An 18278-nucleotide genomic window follows, 5' to 3' on the forward strand; every position below is an offset into this window, starting at 1 on the left:
CCTCCTCAAAGAAATTATAGCTATTTCAGTGTTGTTGTTCAGCATTTTCATTATGGATTTCATAGTAAAAAGAAATAAGCTCACTAAGAACAATTCCTATGCGATTCTGTTTTTTACCTTACTAGTCATTGCTTTTCCGGATACCTTGGGCGATTCCAATGCTATATTTAGCACATTTTTCCTACTTCTTGCAATAAGGCGCATTCTGAGCATTAAATCTCTTAAGAATATAAGGTTGAAGATTTTTGATGCCAGTTTATGGATACTCGTTGGCAGTCTTTTTTATGATTGGGCCATCATATACATGGTTTTGGTACTTTCCGCTATTTACATATATGAACCTAAAAATATAAGGAATTGGTTTATTATACTATCCGCGACAGTATGTTTTGTGTTAATACTAATAGGGTTTTTATCGATTTTTGACCGGATTGATTGGCTTTTGGAACACTACCGATTTAATTTGGATCTTAAAAACCTTTTTGTGTTTGATATGGTTTCAAATGTTAAAATAGGGGTTTACTTTCTCATTAATGTAATTCTAATCATTTGGGCCTTTCTTAAACTGGGTAAAGGAGGTGTGGGAAGGATTATCATGATACGCTTGGTGGTGCTATCCTTTGCATTGGGAATGTTAATGAATATACTGGTCCTTTCAAGTGAAAGCCATGCATTGATTATTACGTTTTTTCCTTCGGTTATTTTAATGACCAATTATATACAATCCATAAAGCGTGAAAAATTCCGTGAGATTTTATTAATGGTTAGTATTTTGATCCCGGTATCAATTTTCTTGGGAAGGCTGCTGGTTTCGTGATATAAGGTATCTTTGTACAAAACTAGGTCTATGTTCAGCGATTTTGCTTTTAAGGTTTTTGAGGAAAGCATCAATACCTATCATGAGAAGGATGATGTCTACCAGAGCTTTAATAACCCCTATCCCAAGGAAGATATTGCTCATTTGCTATACAGAAAGAACTGGATAGATACTGTTCAGTGGCACTACGAGGATATCATAAGGAATCCGGATATTGAACCTAGTGAAGCGTTGCTCCTAAAGAGAAAAATAGATGCCAGCAACCAGGATAGAACGGATCTTGTGGAATATATTGACAGCTATTTTTTAAATAAATACCAATCAGTACAAGTTAATAGAGATGCTACCATAAATACAGAGAGCCCGGCTTGGGCCATTGACCGTCTTTCCATCCTGGCTTTGAAGATATACCATATGCATGAGGAGGTTGAAAGAAAGGATGCCTCTCGAACACAGACAAAAATGCAAGGAAAAGTTGGCCGTACTTTTGGAACAAAAAAAGATCTTTCAACCGCCATCGACCAGCTGCTGAATGATATAGAGCTGGGCAATAAATATATGAAAGTATACAAGCAGATGAAGATGTATAACGATGAGGAACTAAATCCCATCTTGCGTGGCCAAAAGTAACATCCGTCATATATTGGTAATTCGGCTTTCGGCGATGGGAGATGTGGCCATGACCGTTCCTGTACTTCTTGCCTTGACCCAAAAATACCCTGATATAAAAATTACGTTTCTTACGAAACCCTTTTTTGGGCCTATTGTAGCCGGAATTCCAAACATTAATGTTTTTACTGCGGATGTCAAAGGTACCCACAAAGGCCTTTTAGGGCTTTGGAAGCTTTTCAAACAACTTAAAAAATTGGATTTGGATGCTGTGGCCGACCTGCATAATGTTCTCCGAAGCAATATTTTAAAGGTTCTTTTCAAGCTTAATGGCATTCCAACAGAACAAATGGACAAGGGTAGAAAGGAGAAAAGGGAACTTACATCCGGTAAATTGAAAGAACTTAAGCCCTTAAAACCCATGCACCTTCGCTATATATCTGTATTTGAAAAACTGGGCTTTCACTTTCCCATATTCAAAGATCATATTCTTGCAAAGCTGGAAGTCAACAAGGATTTGGGTAGAATCTTTTTGACCGAGAACAAAAAAGTAATAGGTATTGCCCCTTTTGCCGCATTTCCTGGAAAAATATATCCCCTTGCTTTCATGAAGACATTAGTTTCCCAATTGGAAGCCCTGCAAGATGTAAAAATTGTGCTTTTTGGCGGAGGCCAAAAGGAGCAGGCAATTTTGGAAGGTTGGGAAAATAGCCTTTCAAATAGCTTCTCAGTGGCGGGAAAAACAACTTTTAAAGAGGAGTTGGCACTCATTAGCAATCTTGACCTTATGATTTCTATGGACAGCGGAAACGGTCATTTGGCGGCTATGTATGGTGTCCCTGTGATTACCCTTTGGGGAGTAACACATCCTACTGCTGGATTTGTGCCTTTTGGCCAATCCGAAGAAAACCAAATTACCTCAGATCGTAGGAGTTACCCGTTGATACCTACATCGGTATATGGAAACAAATTTCCTTCAGGATATGATAGGGTCATGGAGACCATAGCTCCGGAGCAAATATTTAAGAGGGTTAAGCTAATCCTTCAAAAAGACTAAACAGCAACTGTTCTTGGTTCCAAAGATTTAAGATAACTCCTTAATTGACCCATAAACCTGTATTTCCTAGCGCTAGGTGCTGCCCCCACCATTAAAGTACGAATACCAAAATAAGAGCTCATGAGATAGGTTGCCGCAGCCTCACAATCCACATGACGGTCTATATAGCCATTAAACTTTCCTTTTTGAAGTGTGGAAACCAAGTTAACTTCCCGAGATAGAAACGATGTCGTTTAAATGTTTCATGATGGTTTCATTTTTACCACGAAATTCTGAAAGGAAATTGTTGAGCACGCAACCGAAGTCCATTTCATTGTGAACGGCGGTTTCCGAGCCTCATCAAAACATGAAGTAATGGATTGTAAAGGATTATTAAAACCTTCGATGGGCTCTATCAAGGAGCTATATACCTTTCTAGAAAGTAGATTTTGTATGATTTGAACAAAAAAATCTTCTTTGGATTCAAAGTGGTAATAGAATGCCCCTTTGGAAAGAGAAAGTTTTTTTAAAATGTCGTCAACACTGGTAGCATAATAACCATTTGCATAAAATAGTTCCAGTCCAGCGGTTTGTATGCGGTGCATGGTAGCCATGCGTTTTAAGGTTTTGTCCATAATTTCAAGATTTGGGTTAATCCGACCGTTTGGTCTATACAAAGAACTGACGTACCCTTGGTGAGTGTAGATTCTTTGGATGTAGCTACGAAAAAATTCGGTGAAAGTTCAAAAATTCGACGAATAGCTACTTTTTGGAAATAGAAAACCGACTGCTTGGTCGGTTTAAGTGTGTGGTTTTGAGGATTATTGGCATGCTAGATCGGCAATAATGGGAAAGAATCCCCGAAACCAAATCCAAACCATGCAAAGATTTAGAAGTTCCAAATAGCTAAAAATAAATGACCTAAAAAACTTGATCCTGGTTTTTATAATAAATTCAAATGTCTAAGCCACTGTCCCCTGGCAACTACTACCTGCACCTGCAGTACACCCATAACAATGTTGGGAAATAATGATGTTTCTATCGTTAAGGATATCCTCATTATAATCCTTGATGTGCTTGATTTTACTGGCTACTTTTAAATCCAACATCTGATTAAAGTCGCAATCATATAACCATCCATCCCAACTTACGGATATGGTATTTCTACACATAACATTGGTTACTGCTGCAGGATTGTAGGCCTCTACAAGGGCGTACATATAGTCTTCATAATTTTCGGATGCAATCAAATAATCCGAGAAAACGGGCGATAGGTAAATTTGTGATGGCGAATAAATTGTGAAACTCAATACCAAAATCCTCCTTGAGCGCCTTCTTGAAATCTTTTTCCATGGCGGCCTGATCTCCCGGCAAATAAGCTCCGGATGGGTTATATACTAAATCCAAACGTAAATTACTGCCAGGCATACCGTAGCCTCTTTCATTGAGCTCCTGTAAAGCCTTTATAGATTTGTCGAAAACACCGTCCCCTCGTTGTTTGTCCGTTTTTCCTCTAGTCCAATGGGGCATGGAGGAAATAACATGCACATTATGCTCTTTAAAGAAATCCGGTAAGTCATGGTATTTTTTATTGGACCTAATGATGGTAAGGTTGGATCTTACAATAAAATCTTGGATACCGGCTTTGGCAGCCTCTTCTACAAACCACCGGAAATCTGGGTTCATTTCAGGTGCGCCGCCTGTAAGATCCAACGTATGCGCTCCTGTATTTTTAATAACTTCCAAACACTGTTGCATGGTTTCCCTTGTCATGATTTCTTTACGATCGGGATCCGCATCCACATGGCAATGCTCGCACACTTGATTGCACATATACCCTACGTTGATTTGAAGAATTTCCAGTTTTTTGGGGCGCAATGGAAATTGACCAATTTGATCGATTTTATCTTTGAAGTAGGGGAGTTCTCCCTCTGCAAAGATTCCTCCGTTCAAGATTTCCAATTGCTTATTTGAAACCGCTAATTCATCACCTTTCGCCTTCAACGACTTTGTTGCCATAATTTTCCTTTTTCATTATCAAACATTCATATCTCCATAATAGATACGAAATCTTACATAGAAAGTTTGTTATACTTATTCATCATTTGTACGCCGTGCACCAAGGTTGCCCCACTTTCAATGGCAGCTCCTACATGTACCGCTTCCATCATTTCTTCCTTGGTTATCCCTCTTTGCAAACCATCTTTAGTATAGGCATCAATGCAATAAGGACATTTTACCACATGGGAAACTGCAAGGGCTATAAGGGATTTCTCCCTAGCACTTAGAGCCCCTTCTTCAAAGACTTTTCCATAGTAATCAAAAAACTTAGTTCCAAGTTCTTCGCTCCATTCTGTAATTTTTCCAAATTTCCGTAAGTCCTTTGGGTCGTAATAAGAATCTGCCATTTTTTTATTTGTTTGTGATTGTGAGTTCTGATTTATAGTTGTATCCAATGCTATGGGAATTCCTTGCCCCATTTTTTCCAATTCAGGAAGTATTTCCATATTGTCCCAAATGCCGGAAACTAATGTATCTGCATATTCTTCTGGCAAATTATTTTGTAGCATATGTTTCCGGGTGGTTCTATGGTCATATTCAAAGCTTCGGTGCTGAAAATCGATTTCTCCATTAAGCTCATCTAAAAGAACATACCAAACCCTGGAAGTTCCATCATTTGCAGGCATGCCTATAACTCCAGGGTTGATCCATAGCTTGTTTTTTATGGTTTGATGAAACGGCAAACCGCAGTGTCCGGCAATTACTACCTGACTATTGGTTGTATCAAAACATTGTTCCTTACTATAATTGGCGTTGGATTTAAAAATAAATTCTGAAACATTGCCGAAGTTCCCGTGTACCACCGTCACCTTTTTTCCCGCATACGTAAAGCTAATGTACTCGGGCAGTGCCGAAATCCATTCAAGGGAGTCTTTCGATAGATTCATTTTTGTGTAGGGAAACCACATCTTTGAGAATCCGTCACATCGTCCGCCTGCCTTAAAATCGCATCCGCAGTCTTCACTGTCTGTGGAAAGCTGCAACTCTACGTTTCCGGCAATGGACAAGGCTCCCCAATTTCTAAATGTCTGTACGGTTTCTTCAGGTTCAGCGCAATATCCGGTAATATCACCCGTGCAAACACAGTTTTCCGGAGGAATACCCAAATCTTTGGCTATAGAAATTAATTTTTCCAAAGCCTGTAGGTTGCTATAGACACCACCAAAGAGCAGTACATTACCTTTCTTGGTTCCTATGTCCGTTATTTTTTGATCCATGTGGGCATAAAATATAAAAGTGTACAACAAAGAATGCCCCGGACATTGATCCAAAGCAAATCGGCATATTTTCCGTTAGTAAAAATAAATTGCTGTGGAAAACTTTGAAAAACCAACAATAGACCAAATAGCAATCCACAACCAACACTTAAGTGAAAACTAATTTTTGGAGCTTTTCCTTTCCAAAAAATAAATATAGGTGTCAAACCAATAACCATGGTTCCGCTTATCGTAGTGGCAGATAAAATTTCTGCATCTAAAAAAACGGGTATTGTCCCCAATACGGCAATAAAAATCATTGACCATCTTCCCACACTGAGTGTCTTCCCTAGTTTTAAGTCTACGGCAATCAGTTTTGAGAAGGAGGAAAAGGTTGAATCCAATGTGGAAGCCGCTGAAGTAATCATGATAAAGTTGATAATCAAAAGGGTTACAATCCCAAAAGTCTTGCCCACTTCAACTGCAGCCTGGCCCACGATTCCTTGGGATTGAGCATAAACACCAATAATACCGAACAGGGCAATACATAGAGTACCGAAAAAACTAGCCCATAAAAAACTCTTCAAAGTAATTTTGGGACTGCTTATGAACCCCCTATCGGTAAGAACGGGATCGTGAAATGGGTAACTAAAAGACTGTATTAACGCGGCAAACAGTAGGTTTAGGCCTGTTTCAAAAGACCAGATACCTGAGCTCAACGTTTCTTCAATCGTAAAGCCGGTCTCAGGGCCGTATACTGTATAGAGAATTACAATTAGTAAAATCGTGAATAGTCCCATTTGTACAACGTCCGTAAAAATGGAACTGCTCATACCACCCTTAATGACGTAGGCCAATGTAAGCAGGGTAAATATCAAGATGCTCCAATAATAGGTGCTTGAACCTATTTCGCCAAAGTAGGACCCTATGACCATGGTATTGCTCCGGACCTCATTGAACAGTCTGATGGCAATTAAAATGGAAAATACAAGAACAGCCATTTTACCGAATTTGGATGTTAAGAAATGGTGCACGCTTTTATAGCTACCGTACACACGCATCCTGTAAATGACAATTCCGGCAACCGCAAAGGAAATATAATAGGCCGCATAGGCTATACCTCCCACAATACCATATTCCAAACCTAGGTTTGCAGCATTGGTAATACTTTTGGCAAAAATCCAAGAAATAACCAGGCTACCCATCAAAACCAAGGTGTTGGGGCTCTTACTTCTTTTCTCAGCATTAAAAAACTGACCGGTATTTTTAGCGTATGGGGATATAATGAACAGTATCAAACTAGATACTATTATCAAACCCCATTGCCAATTAAGTACATCCGTCATATTAAGTTATTCTTGATCCCACCATACTTTTACGTTTATACAATTACCCTCCGTATTGTTTGCTGCCGTAGTATAATTTTGGTTGTTCAATGCCTCTTCCTCTGATGGATAGGGCATTCTTACTGGAATTAGATTATTATTGAGACTGGCCGATATCGTTTTTAGTTGTGGATGTCCGGTTCTCCTATATTCTATCCAACCCTCGTAGCCGTTAATCATGTTAGAAATCCATTTTTGGGTGATGATATTTTCCAAAGGGTCACCATTATCTAGGGCACCGGTTCCGGAAAGATATTCATCCGGCAATGCTACTTGCCAGTATTCAAATGCCTGATTTACCCCGATTTCGTACAAGTTTTGTGCATCGGCAGAAATGAAACCCCTCTGCGCCGCTTCGGCCAATAGGAAATGGGTTTCCATACTGGTCATAAAATTGGCATCCAGCAGACCGGTATTTTCCCTAAAAATGGTTCCAGCCAAAGAGTAGTCCGCTAGGGACACTATTGTTGATGACGCATCAATTCCATTAAGAAGGCCATTGTACTCATCACCGCCAGCACTATTGGAATAAGGTCTGAAAAGTCTTGAGATTCTCGCATCGTCTAGTGAGGTCAAAATTTCGTCCATCGTCTCGGACATTACAAAATTGTTGAAATCCCCAATCCGGAGTCGGGCCAATCTGAAATTATTAGGTTCACCATCGGTAAAATTGAAAATGGCATTTTGACTATTTTCGCTGATGAAATTTCCTTCGGAAAATAGGGTTTGTAGTTCGTTTGAAACGTCCATTTTAGAGGAAATCCGCATGAGGTACTTAATTTTGAGGGAATTGGCGAACCGCTCCCATCCATCCAAATCACCATTAAATAAAATATCTCCCTCAAGGGCAATAGTTCCGTTGTAGGATTGAAGGGCTTCAATACCTTTTTGAAGATTATCGAATATGCCATCAGTATCCATGTAAATAGATTCTTGGGAGTCATATTCGGGAGTTACCGTACCATCCTGTCCTTTAAATGCCTCAAAATAAGGGACATCACCAAATAAATCTGTCAGGGCTGCCGCCATGTAGGCTTTCATAATTCTAGCGGATCCCTCATAAACCTTAAAAGAAGGGTTATCCGTGGATAGGTCAAGTATAATCTCATTGTCCCTGAGATTTTGATAAAATATAGGCCATGGATTTCCACCTAGCTGGGGAGATTTTAAGTTATGGCGATCAAAAAGGTTAAAATCCAAGGCCGTGGTATACTGTCCCAAAAGATTTCCTGCCGTGAATCCTTCATACGACATCTGCTCGCCGTAATCATAAATGACCTGTCTTAGCAATAAGCTTGGCTGAACGTTCACGGGTGTATTTGGATTCGTATTGATATCTTCAAAATCTTGGGTGCATGACCCCAAGATTAGGATAGTTAAAAGACTATATAGTTTTTTCATTGTTTTCATCCTTAAAAATTAAACCCTGCCTTTAACCCAATACTTCTTGTGGTGGCATAGGACATATCCTCAACACCACTGATAAATCCTTGTCCCTGGAGGGCCAACTGTTCGGGGTCAAAATGTGGGTTTTCCGTTATGGCAAATAGGTTTCTACCAATTAGCGATAGATTCAGGCTGGCATTTTGGTTAAAAATGGAAAGCTCTTTAAAGGTATATCCTAAGGTAAATTGCCTTAGTTTAAGAAAGGAGGCATCATACGTATTGTTTTCCTCGTGATTACGGTCATAGAACTGACGATAATAACTCTCGGCTGAAACCGCTACCGTGTTAGGAGTATACGCAGGATTCTCATCTGTTCCCGTATTTACGACACCCTTTGGTACGATACCTTCCTCGGGGCGATAGGCTGTTTCCGCCAATTGCCCACCTACATTTCCAAGGGCCCTTGTCCTAGAGACAATAATCCCTCCCTGACGCCAATCTAATAGAAAACCTGCGTTCCAGTTTTTATACTGGAATTGATTATTAAACCCTAACATAAAATCAGGGTTATAGTTTCCTAATTTTTTTAGGTCATTATCAGGAATATACCTGCCTTCATTGGTAAGAATAAAGTCGCCATTTTCATTTTTCAAATAGCCAGTCCCGTATAAATCACCTACGCGCCCACCTTTTTCCACCTGTAAAAATACTGTTTGATTTTGACTGTCATAAATTCGGGAATATGCTAATGTCAACCGCCCATCTTCTTGAGGTAAATCCTCTACAATAGCTCGGTTTGTGCTAAAATTCAAAGTGCTGTTCCATTTAAAATTTTCAGACAGAATTGGTGAGATTCCCGTGATTATTTCCAGTCCTTTAGAACGCACACTCCCCGAATTAACAACCTGTTGCGTATACCCGGATGATATGCCAATGGGCAATGAGAGTATTTGGTCTTTAGTTAGCGCATTGTAATAGGAAACATCCAAGCTTAATTGATCTCCAAAAAGTCGTATATCCGCACCCACCTCAAAGGAGGAAGTTCGTTCTCGTTGCAGGTAGGGATTTGCTATGGTGTTTTGATTGCTAAAAGTGGGTTGGCCATTAACAGGCGTTTGGGCCACAAAGGCACCTGTAGTTTGATAGGGGTTGGTGTCATTACCCACTTGTGCCCAACTGGCCCGGAGTTTTGCAAAGGATATTACATCCGGAAGTTGCACTATTTCAGACAGAATAATACTTGAAGATACGGATGGGTAAAAGAAAGAGGTATTGTCAACCGAAAATGGTGTGGCCAAAGCACTGGATCAATCATTTCTTCCTGTGATATCCAAGAATATAAAGTCGTTATACCCAAATTTTATCAGGCCATAAAAACTGTTAATTCGCTTATTGGACTCAAATTCAAATACTTCTATGGGCGAAGCTGCGTTCGATAACCTGAAGATACCAGGTTGTGCCAAACTAGTGGTTTGGGATTGGGATGTGTAAGCCTTTTGATCCAATCTATTCCCTCCCAAACTGGCGTCTACACTTAAATCATTGAACCGATTGGTATAATTCAGAAGGAAATCGGTATTTATCTCCCTAAACAACACATCGTGTTCTGCATATCCACCATTTTGAAACCTATTGGAACTAAATGCCCGCCGTAAACGGCGAAGCTCGCTTGAATAGTCCATTCCGGAACGTATCGAAGCGGTCAAATGTTCCGTGATATCATAACTTGCCGAAACATTACCGAACACCCGATCCCTTTTAAAAGAATTTCTATTTTCGAACACGATAAAAAATGGATTATCAAAATAGGTATAGTTAAAAGAGTATTGCTGGACACCTTCCAAACCGGGTTGCCAATAATTTCTTAGGCTTTCCATGTTCAGGGACCTGGGGCCCCACCCAACTAAGGAATAATTCACATTTTCAGAACCATAACCGTTAGAAGGTCGGTTATCACTCTGTGAATTCACATAATTAATGGTCGTGTTGATTTTTATTTTATCCGTGGGTCTAAATGCCAAACGCGTATTTACGGTCTGTCTATCCAGGTTTACCCCGGGTATAATGGACTCGCTTCTTAAGTCGGTAAAGGAAAGTCGGTAATTCCCTTTCTCAAAGGATGAACCAACAGCTATGTTATTGATAATTGTGGTTCCTGTCCTATAAAAATCCCTGAGATTGTCCGGATGGGATACAAAGGGTGTTGGGGTAATGGGCAATCCGCTATAGAGTGCCGTATCTCCTCCTCTAACAACGCTACCGTCCGGAAGCGTAACTGGACTATCGAATTGGGGAATTAAATTACCAACGTCGAGTCTAGATCCCAGCTATAGGAAATCAAGTCGTTTGTACCTCCGCCCAAACCATCTACAAAAGCAAATTCGCCTGCATTGCCCTGCCCATATTCGTTTTGCAAATCCGGTAATTGAAAGGCGGTGTCCACAAAGAAACTGGTGTTATAGCTAATTCCTAACCCCTGCGAATTTCTACCGCTTTTGGTTTCAATAACAATGACACCATTGGAGGCTCTTGTGCCATAGAGAGCAGCTGCACTGGGTCCTTTTAATACTGAAACTTCGGCAATATCATCCGGATTTACCTCCATGGCTCCATTTCCAAAATCAATCTCCTGGAAACCGGCTGCTGCTTCATTGGTAAAGTTGAAAACCGAATTGTTGTTAATTGGAACACCGTCCACAATAAATAAGGGATTGTTATTGGAGAAGGAAGCTTCTCCCCTAATCGTTACTTTAGAGGTGGAGCCTACGCCTGTTGGTCCTTGGCTAATGGTTACCCCGGCCAGTTTCCCTGCAAGATTATCCAAAAAATTAACGGACTTCACTTCCGAAACGCCCTGGGCATCCAAACTTTGAACCACATACCCCAGTTCCTTGGTCTCCCTTTTTAAGCCGAGTGCGGTTAAGACAACTTCGTCCAATTGCTCCGAGGATTCCAATAGGGCAATATCAATAACCGAAGCTCCTTCAACAGGAACTATTTGGGTTTCATACCCTATGGCGGAGAATTCCAAGATAATATCACGTGTTGTTATGGAAAGTTCATAGAATCCCTCTTCATTTGTCGTGGTTCCTTTATTGGAGCCTGATACTAGAACGTTTACATAGGGTATGGGTGCTCCCGACATATCTGATACGGTGCCCGAAACGACTTCTTGGGCAAAATTGATGGTGGCCATGAAAAGCATCATGACCCACATTACATATTTCATGTTTTTTGGTGGTGTTAGTTTAACTTGTCGCTAAGGTGTTCAAACCTTTTGTGGACTTATTCTTAGTTCTTCACTAACACAGGTGACCCTTTATTATATGGGTTTTGTGATAATTGAGATATGTAGAAATTATCCTGTAGAACGTAAAATTGTTGTTTGACCGCTATGCAAATCGCAAAAAGCTTTTGTAACGAGATAGAAATGGTCTTAATGTAGCCCACTAAGGAAAGAAGGTCCCGCATGTCATCAATGTCCCTAAAGACCGGTAACTGGATTACAGCACTTTGGTTTTCTTTCAGGTTTTCCAAAAGGGACTTGAGCAGGGTAATTTTTTGCCAAGGTAACTTGGTAAACTTTTCTTTATTAAAATCACACTTATGAATACCCACCAAATAGAAACCACCGTCCAATGAAGGATCTACGACCGTGTTCCCTTTGATCAATGCTTCAGCAGCGGTTTTAATATGTGCCGTCTGTAAGTGGGGGGTATCATTCCCGATAGCGATAATTTTATCGAATCCTTTGTCGAAAATACTTTGAAGCGCGTTCGTAAAACGTTCACCAAATGATGCTCCACACTGTTGCTTCTCGGATATATGAAAGTAGGTCAATTTTGACTGTTTGACCTTCCGGATAACAGAATTGTTCAATGAATCGAACAGCATTTCGCCCCTTTGAAGATGTTTACTTCGTATCTCTTCTTTGGAGGAGTTTGCAAAAATAAGTACGGCGGTACTGCGCATTATGGATTCTATTGACAATCTTGCTTAAACATACGACAAAAAAATGCAAGGGTTTTATTTGAACAGGTATTTAACTTCAATACGATTCTTTAAATCAAGTCAAAATGTCAGAAACCAACCAACTAGTCGGTGAAAATGAATTCTCAACTCACATTTAGTTTGACTGAAACCCTTCAACTTTATTAAAGAGTCGACGAAAAACAAATTCCTTTCAATATTTCATTAGTTTTTTCTTAATAACAGACCAGTGAGTCTAAAAAAGAACTTAAAAAGGAATGAAATTTTAAAAAAATTTTAGCATTGACAGTACTTTAAGTGGCACAAGTATTGAAATGAATAGGAGCGTAATGAAGAAATAATTTTTAATCAGAAATAAAATGAATACAAACAAATCAAACAAAGGCAGCTTAAAGGTGTACTTCTTTTCTGCCGTTATAGCCCTAGCTGTAAGTCTAGGAGTTATAGGAATCAACAAACTAAATCAAGAAGAGCAAATTAAAGGTGTAACAACTGTGGAAACGGTTCAGGGTAAGCACGTCCTGTATACTGCGGATGATGAAGGCAATATTAAGCCGTTGGATTTCACCGATACTTCCAAAAAAGTATTGGATGCCGTTGTGCATATCAAATCTACGCAAACGTCTCCAAGTTATGGTAACCAAGGAGGTAGGGAACTTCCGCGACCCCTTTAAGGAGTTCTTTGGCGATATGTTCAAGGGTCAAAGCCCCCAAGGTATGGGTTCACAGCCAAGGGTTGGTACTGGTTCGGGTGTTATCATTAACGATCAAGGGTATATAATCACCAATAACCACGTGATTGATAATGCCGATGAGGTAGAAGTAACCCTTTACGATAATGAATCTTATAAAGCAACCGTCATCGGTACGGATCCAACAACAGATTTGGCCTTGTTACAAATTGATGCCGATAATTTGAGTACCATGTCATTGGTAAATTCCGATGATGTTGAGGTAGGTGAATGGGTTTTGGCCGTTGGAAACCCATTAGGTCTAAATTCCACGGTAACGGCTGGCATCGTTAGTGCTAAAGCCGAAGTATCAACATCAATCAGGATAAATTTGCTGTGGAAAGTTTTATTCAAACGGATGCAGCCATCAATCCAGGTAACAGTGGGGGAGCCTTGGTGAATTTGGATGGTAACCTTGTAGGTATTAATACTGCCATTGCCAGTAGAACCGGTACGTATACTGGATATGGTTTTGCAGTACCAAGTAATATTGTTACCAAAGTGGTTGAGGACTTACTGAAGTATGGAAAAGTCCAAAGAGGTATGCTGGGCGTAACCATACGCACCATGGACAGTAATTTGGCCAGGGAAAAGGATGTAGATTTCACAAAAGGGGTTTGGATAGAGCAAGTTGGTGAAAACAGTGCTGCCGGTAAAGCTGGAATCAAATCCGGAGATATTGTTCTTGAAGTGAATGGATCGGAAACAGCAACATCCCCAAGATTACAGGAAATCATTGCCGGAAAAAGGCCGGGTGATGAGGTAAGCTTATTGGTGAGCCGTGATGGCAAGGAGCGGGAATTTAAGGTTGTCTTGGAAAATGCCAATGGCACTACAAAGCTGGTAAAAAAGGAGAAAAAGGAAATACTTAACCTACTTGGGGCGGACTTCGAAAATTTGGATAAAGACTTGGCAGAAAAATTGAACTTGGACGGCGGCGTTCAGGTGAACAAGCTGTATCCAGGAAAAATCAAGAAGGAAACCCAAATTAGGGAAGGCTTCATCATTACACATATCGATGGCAAACGTGTTAAAGATGTGGAAGACGTGGCCGATGTCCTTGAAAACAAAAAGGGTGGCGTAATGATAGAAGGCGTTTATGAAGATGGAAGCAAATATTATTATGCTTTCGGATTGGATTCGTAAAATAGTAGTATTTGGTTAATTTTAATGCCGCACAAAGCGACGGACTTTGTGCGGCATTTTTAATACAAATAACTATGGCTTCGCTAACAGGAAAAAGAATTGGGTTGGTACTTTCCGGAGGAGGTGTTCGTGGAATGGCCCATATTGGGGTCATTAAAGCCATGCAGGAATTTGGTTTGGATGCGGAACTGGTGGCGGGTAGTAGCGTTGGTGCCCTTGTAGGGGCCTTATATGCCAATGGAACCCCAATCATGGATATGCTTCGGTTTTTTAAGGAAACACCACTCTTTAAATACAATTTTATTTCTATAGGTAAGCCGGGCCTGTTGGATACCGATAGGTATGAAGATGTTTTCAAGGCCTATTTTCCACATAATAGTTTTGAGGGCTTACAAAAGGAGCTATACGTTGTGGCCACCAATTTGGAAAAGGGAGAAGAACTTTTTATACACCAGGGGGAACTTATAAAGCCGTTGCTTGCGTCCGCCGCCTTACCCCCAGTGTTTAGTCCGGTATCCTATAATGGAAGTTTATACGCAGATGGGGGTATCATGAATAACTTTCCATTGGAGCCTGTAAAAGGCAGCGTAGATGTTGTCATTGGAAGCAATGTTTCCATTGTTGCGGAACTAAACAGTAAGAACCTCACAAATTCCCTACAATTGACAGGAAGGGTCACGGGATTGATGATTTATGCCATCAATAGGGAAAAGATAAAAAGTTGTGACCTGGTCATTGAACCCAAATCCTTGGAACATATTGGTATTTTAGACCGAAAGGGAATCGAAAAGGCTTACGCCATCGGATATGAAAGTGCCAGTAAACAATTGGAAACATTTCTTTCTTAAATTAATTACAACATAGCGCTTAGGAGCAAGGTTCCTAGGATAAGTAGCACTAAAGAAATGACTCCTCCCACTACTAAAAAATGTTTGAACTTATAGATTCCCATGCTGTAGACCAATGCATTGGTTTGATATCCTAAGGGAGTGAAAAAACTAAAATTGGCCGCGAACATAACACATAGAATAAATGGCTTCACATCTAAACTCAGCCCATTGGCCAGTGAAATGGCAATAGGGGCCATAATGATAGCCGTAGCGTTATTGGAAACTACGCCGCTTAAAAGCATTGTAGTTAGAAAAAGTAGGCCGATTATGACCATTGGTTTTTGCCCCTCCATCATATTCAATAACTCTTGGGTCAACCAAGCGTCCGCTCCGGCATTGGTCATGGCAATCCCCAATGGAATCATGCCCGCCAACAGGAAAATTATTTGCCAATTGATTTTCTCGTAGATTTTGTTCAATTCGATGCATTTGAACAACAACATCGCTATGGTTCCAGCGATGACACTGGTCATAATTTCAAAAACTCCTGTTGCGGCAAGTATAATGGTAACTAATAAAATGAGGAGCGAAAGATTCCTCTTAAGTGGGGTAGAAGGTATACTGCTATCATATTGGTTTAAAACGGCTAGGTTATTACTGTTTTCAAAATTATGGATGTAAGAGGCATCCGTCTGTATCAATAGCCGATCACCTACCTTAAGTTTGGTGATGACATTATTACTAAGATGAAGCCGATTTTTAAGGTTGGTAAGAGGCTTCCTTTTGTTCACGGCAATGGGAACGGCCCTTGGAAAAATCATTTTTTTTAAGGAATCGACTGTTTTGCCCAAAAATCGGACCCCGGCAATAACAGCAACTCCAATAAAACGGTAGTATCCTCTTTTTCTTCGGTATTTTCTTTTGTCCTATCTACTTTTTCAATAGAGGTGCCCTTGGAAGAAGAAGTTGTAAGGTTTTCATCAATTTCTAGGTCAAAGTAACCCTCACTCCTCATTTTTTGTAAGTTCTCCGAGACTGCAATGCAATAATATCACATCACCTTCCAGTATCTCCAATTTTGGATTTAACAGGTTTTCTTCCTAATGGTTCCTAGTAAGACGAAGCACGGTAATTTCCGGTTCCTTGAACATAAAAGAATCTTTTAAGGAAATACCAATAAGCGGAGATCCGGCATTGACCTTTAGGGTAAGTAGGTATTTATTGAGATTATATTTTTCGGAAAGTTGGTCTTTTGGCCCTTTAGGTAAAAAGGCATAGAAAAGAACAATGATAACAATAGATGTACCTAAAAATATCAATCCAATCATGGAAAATTCGAAGAATCCCAGTGTATTCCCCGTATAGCGCATAAAAATATTATTGACTATTAGGTTTGTGGAGGTTCCCATCAGGGTACAGCTCCCACCAAGAATACTGGCAAAGGAAATGGGTAAAAGCAATTTACCGGGCAAAAGACCATACTTGTCCTTTAATTCCGCCACAATTTTTATAAAGACAATCACTACGGCCGTTGAACTAATAAAGGCGGAGACACTTCCGGAGAGTATCATGATAACAATCAAGACAAGAACTGCAGGCCAATTCTTTAAAATCTTCAATCCTTTGGCGAACCATGAAATGACCCCGTTCTCCTCAAGGCCAATGGCCAAGATCATAAGGCAAAGAATGGTAATGACCGCTTTGTTCGAGAAACCGCTAACCGCTTCTTCCGGACTTACCAAACCTGATAACAAAAGGGCTCCAATGATAAAAAAGGAGATCTTGTCCATAGGGAATATCTCGAAGGCGAAAAGCACGATCAAGGCGCCAATAATCAATAATACCGTAATAATCTCCCAAGTCATGTCTAAAGGTAGAAATTGACCAAAGGTAAGGCAAGGCATGGGGCAAATTAGCCCAAACCATATTATTGGGAATGCATTTACACTATAGTAGGGAGGAATCTTAATTAAAGACTGATGCCTTAAACATCGTCATAATCTATTTTCAGGGTAGGAGTAATAGGATGGGCCTGGCACGTAAGTACAAAACCTTCTTCAATTTCACTGTCCGTAAGGATTTGGTTCATGGCCATTTCCGCTTTCCCTTCTTTTATTTTAGCAATACAACTGCTACATACCCCGCCTTGACAGGAATAAGGAGCATCAATGTTTTCCTTAAGAACGGCATCCAAAACGGTCGTTTTTTTGTCCATAGTGAGCTGAAACTCCTCATCGTCCAAAGTGACCGTGAGCGCGGTTTGTCCGTCCGGTAGACTTGGCATTTCTTCTTTGATTTCCGTAGCGGTAAACAGCTCAAAATGGATTTTGTCTTTGGGAATATCATTGTCCAACAACGTATCCTTGACATTCTCTATCATCTGTTGGGAATCACAGAGATAATATCCATCAAACTCCATTTTAGCATGCTTATTTTTTAGGGCATAGTTGACGGTAGAGGTATCTATACGACCAAAAAGAGCCTTATCCTCGCGAGTCTGACTATTGATAAAATAAACAAAAAAACGATTGGTATAATCTAGTTCTAATTTTACCAAATCCGTATAGAACATGGTCTCTTCATAGGATTTGTTACCATAGACCAAGACAAAGTTATTCTTTGGGTTTCCGTCCAGTACGGTTTTGGCAATACTCATAATGGGGGTGATGCCACTACCTGCGGCAAAAGCGGCCACGTTTTGTGGATTACCTGAAGGTTTATAAGAAAACCTACCTTCAGGGGGCATTATCTCTAGGCTATCACCAACTTGAAGTTTGGTATTGGCAAAATGCGAAAATCCTCCATTGTCTACTTTTTTGATGCCAATGGTGATGTGAGTCCTTCTTTGGGGAGGAACTAATTGAGTAGGCCCTACGTAATTCTTTGCCCTTGATTTCTTTTTTTATGGTAATATATTGACCGGCAGTGAACAAAAAGGTCTGTACCAATTCCTTAGGAATCTCAAAGGTAACCGCTACGGAATTGGGGGTTAATTTTTTAATGTTCTTTACGTTTAACGCATAAAAATCTGCCATGTGCTTTGGTTATTTGTCTAGAGAGCAAAATTAAGGAAAGAAGGAGCGATATAAAA

18 protein-coding genes and 3 pseudogenes are annotated in these 18278 nt (G+C 40.1%); 7 read left to right on the forward strand and 14 right to left on the reverse strand.

The annotated features are described in order from the left end of the window. Positions 1-52 precede the first annotated feature (52 nt). From NYZ99_RS20270 to NYZ99_RS20280, 3 genes are read left to right on the forward strand one after another with little or no spacing between them, the layout of a single operon-like run. Positions 53-817, forward strand: coding sequence for a hypothetical protein (locus tag NYZ99_RS20270; RefSeq protein ID WP_420845152.1), 765 nt, complete (start codon positions 53-55; stop codon positions 815-817). Between the two features lie 30 nt (positions 818-847). After that, positions 848-1447 carry a DUF4254 domain-containing protein gene (locus NYZ99_RS20275; RefSeq protein ID WP_260572864.1) on the forward strand — a complete coding sequence of 200 codons (600 nt, stop codon included), beginning with the start codon at positions 848-850 and terminating at the stop codon, positions 1445-1447. Next, the gene (locus NYZ99_RS20280; RefSeq protein WP_260572865.1) at positions 1434-2483 is read left to right on the forward strand and encodes a glycosyltransferase family 9 protein; all 1050 of its coding nucleotides are present in this window, start codon (positions 1434-1436) and stop codon (positions 2481-2483) included. Before NYZ99_RS20275 ends, NYZ99_RS20280 begins: the two co-directional genes overlap by 14 nt. Here NYZ99_RS20280 and NYZ99_RS20285 read toward each other — a convergent pair. From NYZ99_RS20285 to NYZ99_RS20325, 9 genes and pseudogenes are all read right to left on the reverse strand, one after another. Then, positions 2480-2686 (reverse strand): hypothetical protein, encoded by a 207-nt coding sequence (locus NYZ99_RS20285; protein WP_260572866.1) that lies wholly within the window; start codon positions 2684-2686, stop codon positions 2480-2482. The genes NYZ99_RS20280 and NYZ99_RS20285 overlap by 4 nt on opposite strands. A gap of 39 nt (positions 2687-2725) precedes the next feature. Next, complete coding sequence (locus NYZ99_RS20290) at positions 2726-3097, reverse strand: TetR/AcrR family transcriptional regulator (protein ID WP_260572867.1); 372 nt, start codon at positions 3095-3097, stop codon at positions 2726-2728. A gap of 327 nt (positions 3098-3424) precedes the next feature. Continuing rightward, a pseudogene (gene arsS, locus NYZ99_RS20295) lies at positions 3425-4481 on the reverse strand (arsenosugar biosynthesis radical SAM (seleno)protein ArsS). A gap of 53 nt (positions 4482-4534) precedes the next feature. Next, positions 4535-4870 carry an arsenosugar biosynthesis-associated peroxidase-like protein gene (locus NYZ99_RS20300; protein WP_260575294.1) on the reverse strand — a complete coding sequence of 112 codons (336 nt, stop codon included), beginning with the start codon at positions 4868-4870 and terminating at the stop codon, positions 4535-4537. Positions 4871-5167: 297 nt separating this feature from the next. Next, positions 5168-5740, reverse strand: a pseudogene (locus NYZ99_RS20305) (metallophosphoesterase family protein); the annotation flags it as partial. Next, positions 5725-7065 (reverse strand): SLC5/6 family protein, encoded by a 1341-nt coding sequence (locus tag NYZ99_RS20310; protein WP_260572868.1) that lies wholly within the window; start codon positions 7063-7065, stop codon positions 5725-5727. The pseudogene NYZ99_RS20305 and the gene NYZ99_RS20310, both read right to left, overlap by 16 nt. 6 nt (positions 7066-7071) lie before the next feature. After that, the gene (locus NYZ99_RS20315; RefSeq protein ID WP_260572869.1) at positions 7072-8514 is read right to left on the reverse strand and encodes a SusD/RagB family nutrient-binding outer membrane lipoprotein; all 1443 of its coding nucleotides are present in this window, start codon (positions 8512-8514) and stop codon (positions 7072-7074) included. Between the two features lie 2 nt (positions 8515-8516). After that, positions 8517-11719: pseudogene (locus tag NYZ99_RS20320) on the reverse strand (SusC/RagA family TonB-linked outer membrane protein). A 62-nt stretch (positions 11720-11781) separates the two neighbouring features. Beyond that, on the reverse strand, positions 11782-12462 hold the full coding sequence (locus NYZ99_RS20325) for a TIGR04282 family arsenosugar biosynthesis glycosyltransferase (protein ID WP_260572870.1): 681 nt from the start codon (positions 12460-12462) through the stop codon (positions 11782-11784). A 377-nt stretch (positions 12463-12839) separates the two neighbouring features. Here NYZ99_RS20325 and NYZ99_RS20330 point away from each other — a divergent pair, with 377 nt between their 5' ends. The 4 genes from NYZ99_RS20330 to NYZ99_RS20345 are packed head-to-tail and all read left to right on the forward strand — an operon-like array spanning position 12840 to position 15205. Beyond that, complete coding sequence (locus NYZ99_RS20330) at positions 12840-13154, forward strand: hypothetical protein (protein WP_260572871.1); 315 nt, start codon at positions 12840-12842, stop codon at positions 13152-13154. After that, positions 13114-13611 (forward strand): S1C family serine protease, encoded by a 498-nt coding sequence (locus NYZ99_RS20335; RefSeq protein WP_260572872.1) that lies wholly within the window; start codon positions 13114-13116, stop codon positions 13609-13611. The genes NYZ99_RS20330 and NYZ99_RS20335 overlap by 41 nt, the downstream gene beginning before the upstream one ends. After that, positions 13548-14357: a PDZ domain-containing protein gene (locus NYZ99_RS20340; RefSeq protein WP_260572873.1), complete on the forward strand. Its 810-nt coding sequence runs from the start codon at positions 13548-13550 to the stop codon at positions 14355-14357. The genes NYZ99_RS20335 and NYZ99_RS20340 overlap by 64 nt, the downstream gene beginning before the upstream one ends. A gap of 11 nt (positions 14358-14368) precedes the next feature. Next, complete coding sequence (locus NYZ99_RS20345; protein ID WP_338039173.1) at positions 14369-15205, forward strand: patatin-like phospholipase family protein; 837 nt, start codon at positions 14369-14371, stop codon at positions 15203-15205. 5 nt (positions 15206-15210) lie between these two features. Here NYZ99_RS20345 and NYZ99_RS20350 read toward each other — a convergent pair whose 3' ends face one another. The 5 genes from NYZ99_RS20350 to NYZ99_RS22555 all read right to left on the reverse strand — a co-directional run bounded on the left by NYZ99_RS20350 (position 15211) and on the right by NYZ99_RS22555 (position 18222). Further along, positions 15211-16008: an SLC13 family permease gene (locus NYZ99_RS20350; RefSeq protein WP_260572874.1), complete on the reverse strand. Its 798-nt coding sequence runs from the start codon at positions 16006-16008 to the stop codon at positions 15211-15213. 5 nt (positions 16009-16013) lie between these two features. Beyond that, positions 16014-16202: a hypothetical protein gene (locus tag NYZ99_RS20355; protein ID WP_260572875.1), complete on the reverse strand. Its 189-nt coding sequence runs from the start codon at positions 16200-16202 to the stop codon at positions 16014-16016. An 85-nt stretch (positions 16203-16287) separates the two neighbouring features. Continuing rightward, a complete protein-coding gene (locus tag NYZ99_RS20360; protein ID WP_260572876.1) occupies positions 16288-17052 on the reverse strand; it encodes an SLC13 family permease in 765 nt (254 codons plus the stop codon). 119 nt (positions 17053-17171) lie between these two features. Beyond that, complete coding sequence (locus NYZ99_RS20365; RefSeq protein ID WP_338039174.1) at positions 17172-17933, reverse strand: 2Fe-2S iron-sulfur cluster-binding protein; 762 nt, start codon at positions 17931-17933, stop codon at positions 17172-17174. A gap of 13 nt (positions 17934-17946) precedes the next feature. Further along, positions 17947-18222 carry an FAD-binding oxidoreductase gene (locus NYZ99_RS22555; RefSeq protein ID WP_338039175.1) on the reverse strand — a complete coding sequence of 92 codons (276 nt, stop codon included), beginning with the start codon at positions 18220-18222 and terminating at the stop codon, positions 17947-17949. Positions 18223-18278 lie beyond the last annotated feature (56 nt).

Origin of the sequence: Maribacter litopenaei (assembly GCF_025244665.1) — a bacterium.
Classification (GTDB): Bacteria; Bacteroidota; Bacteroidia; order Flavobacteriales; family Flavobacteriaceae; genus Maribacter; species Maribacter litopenaei.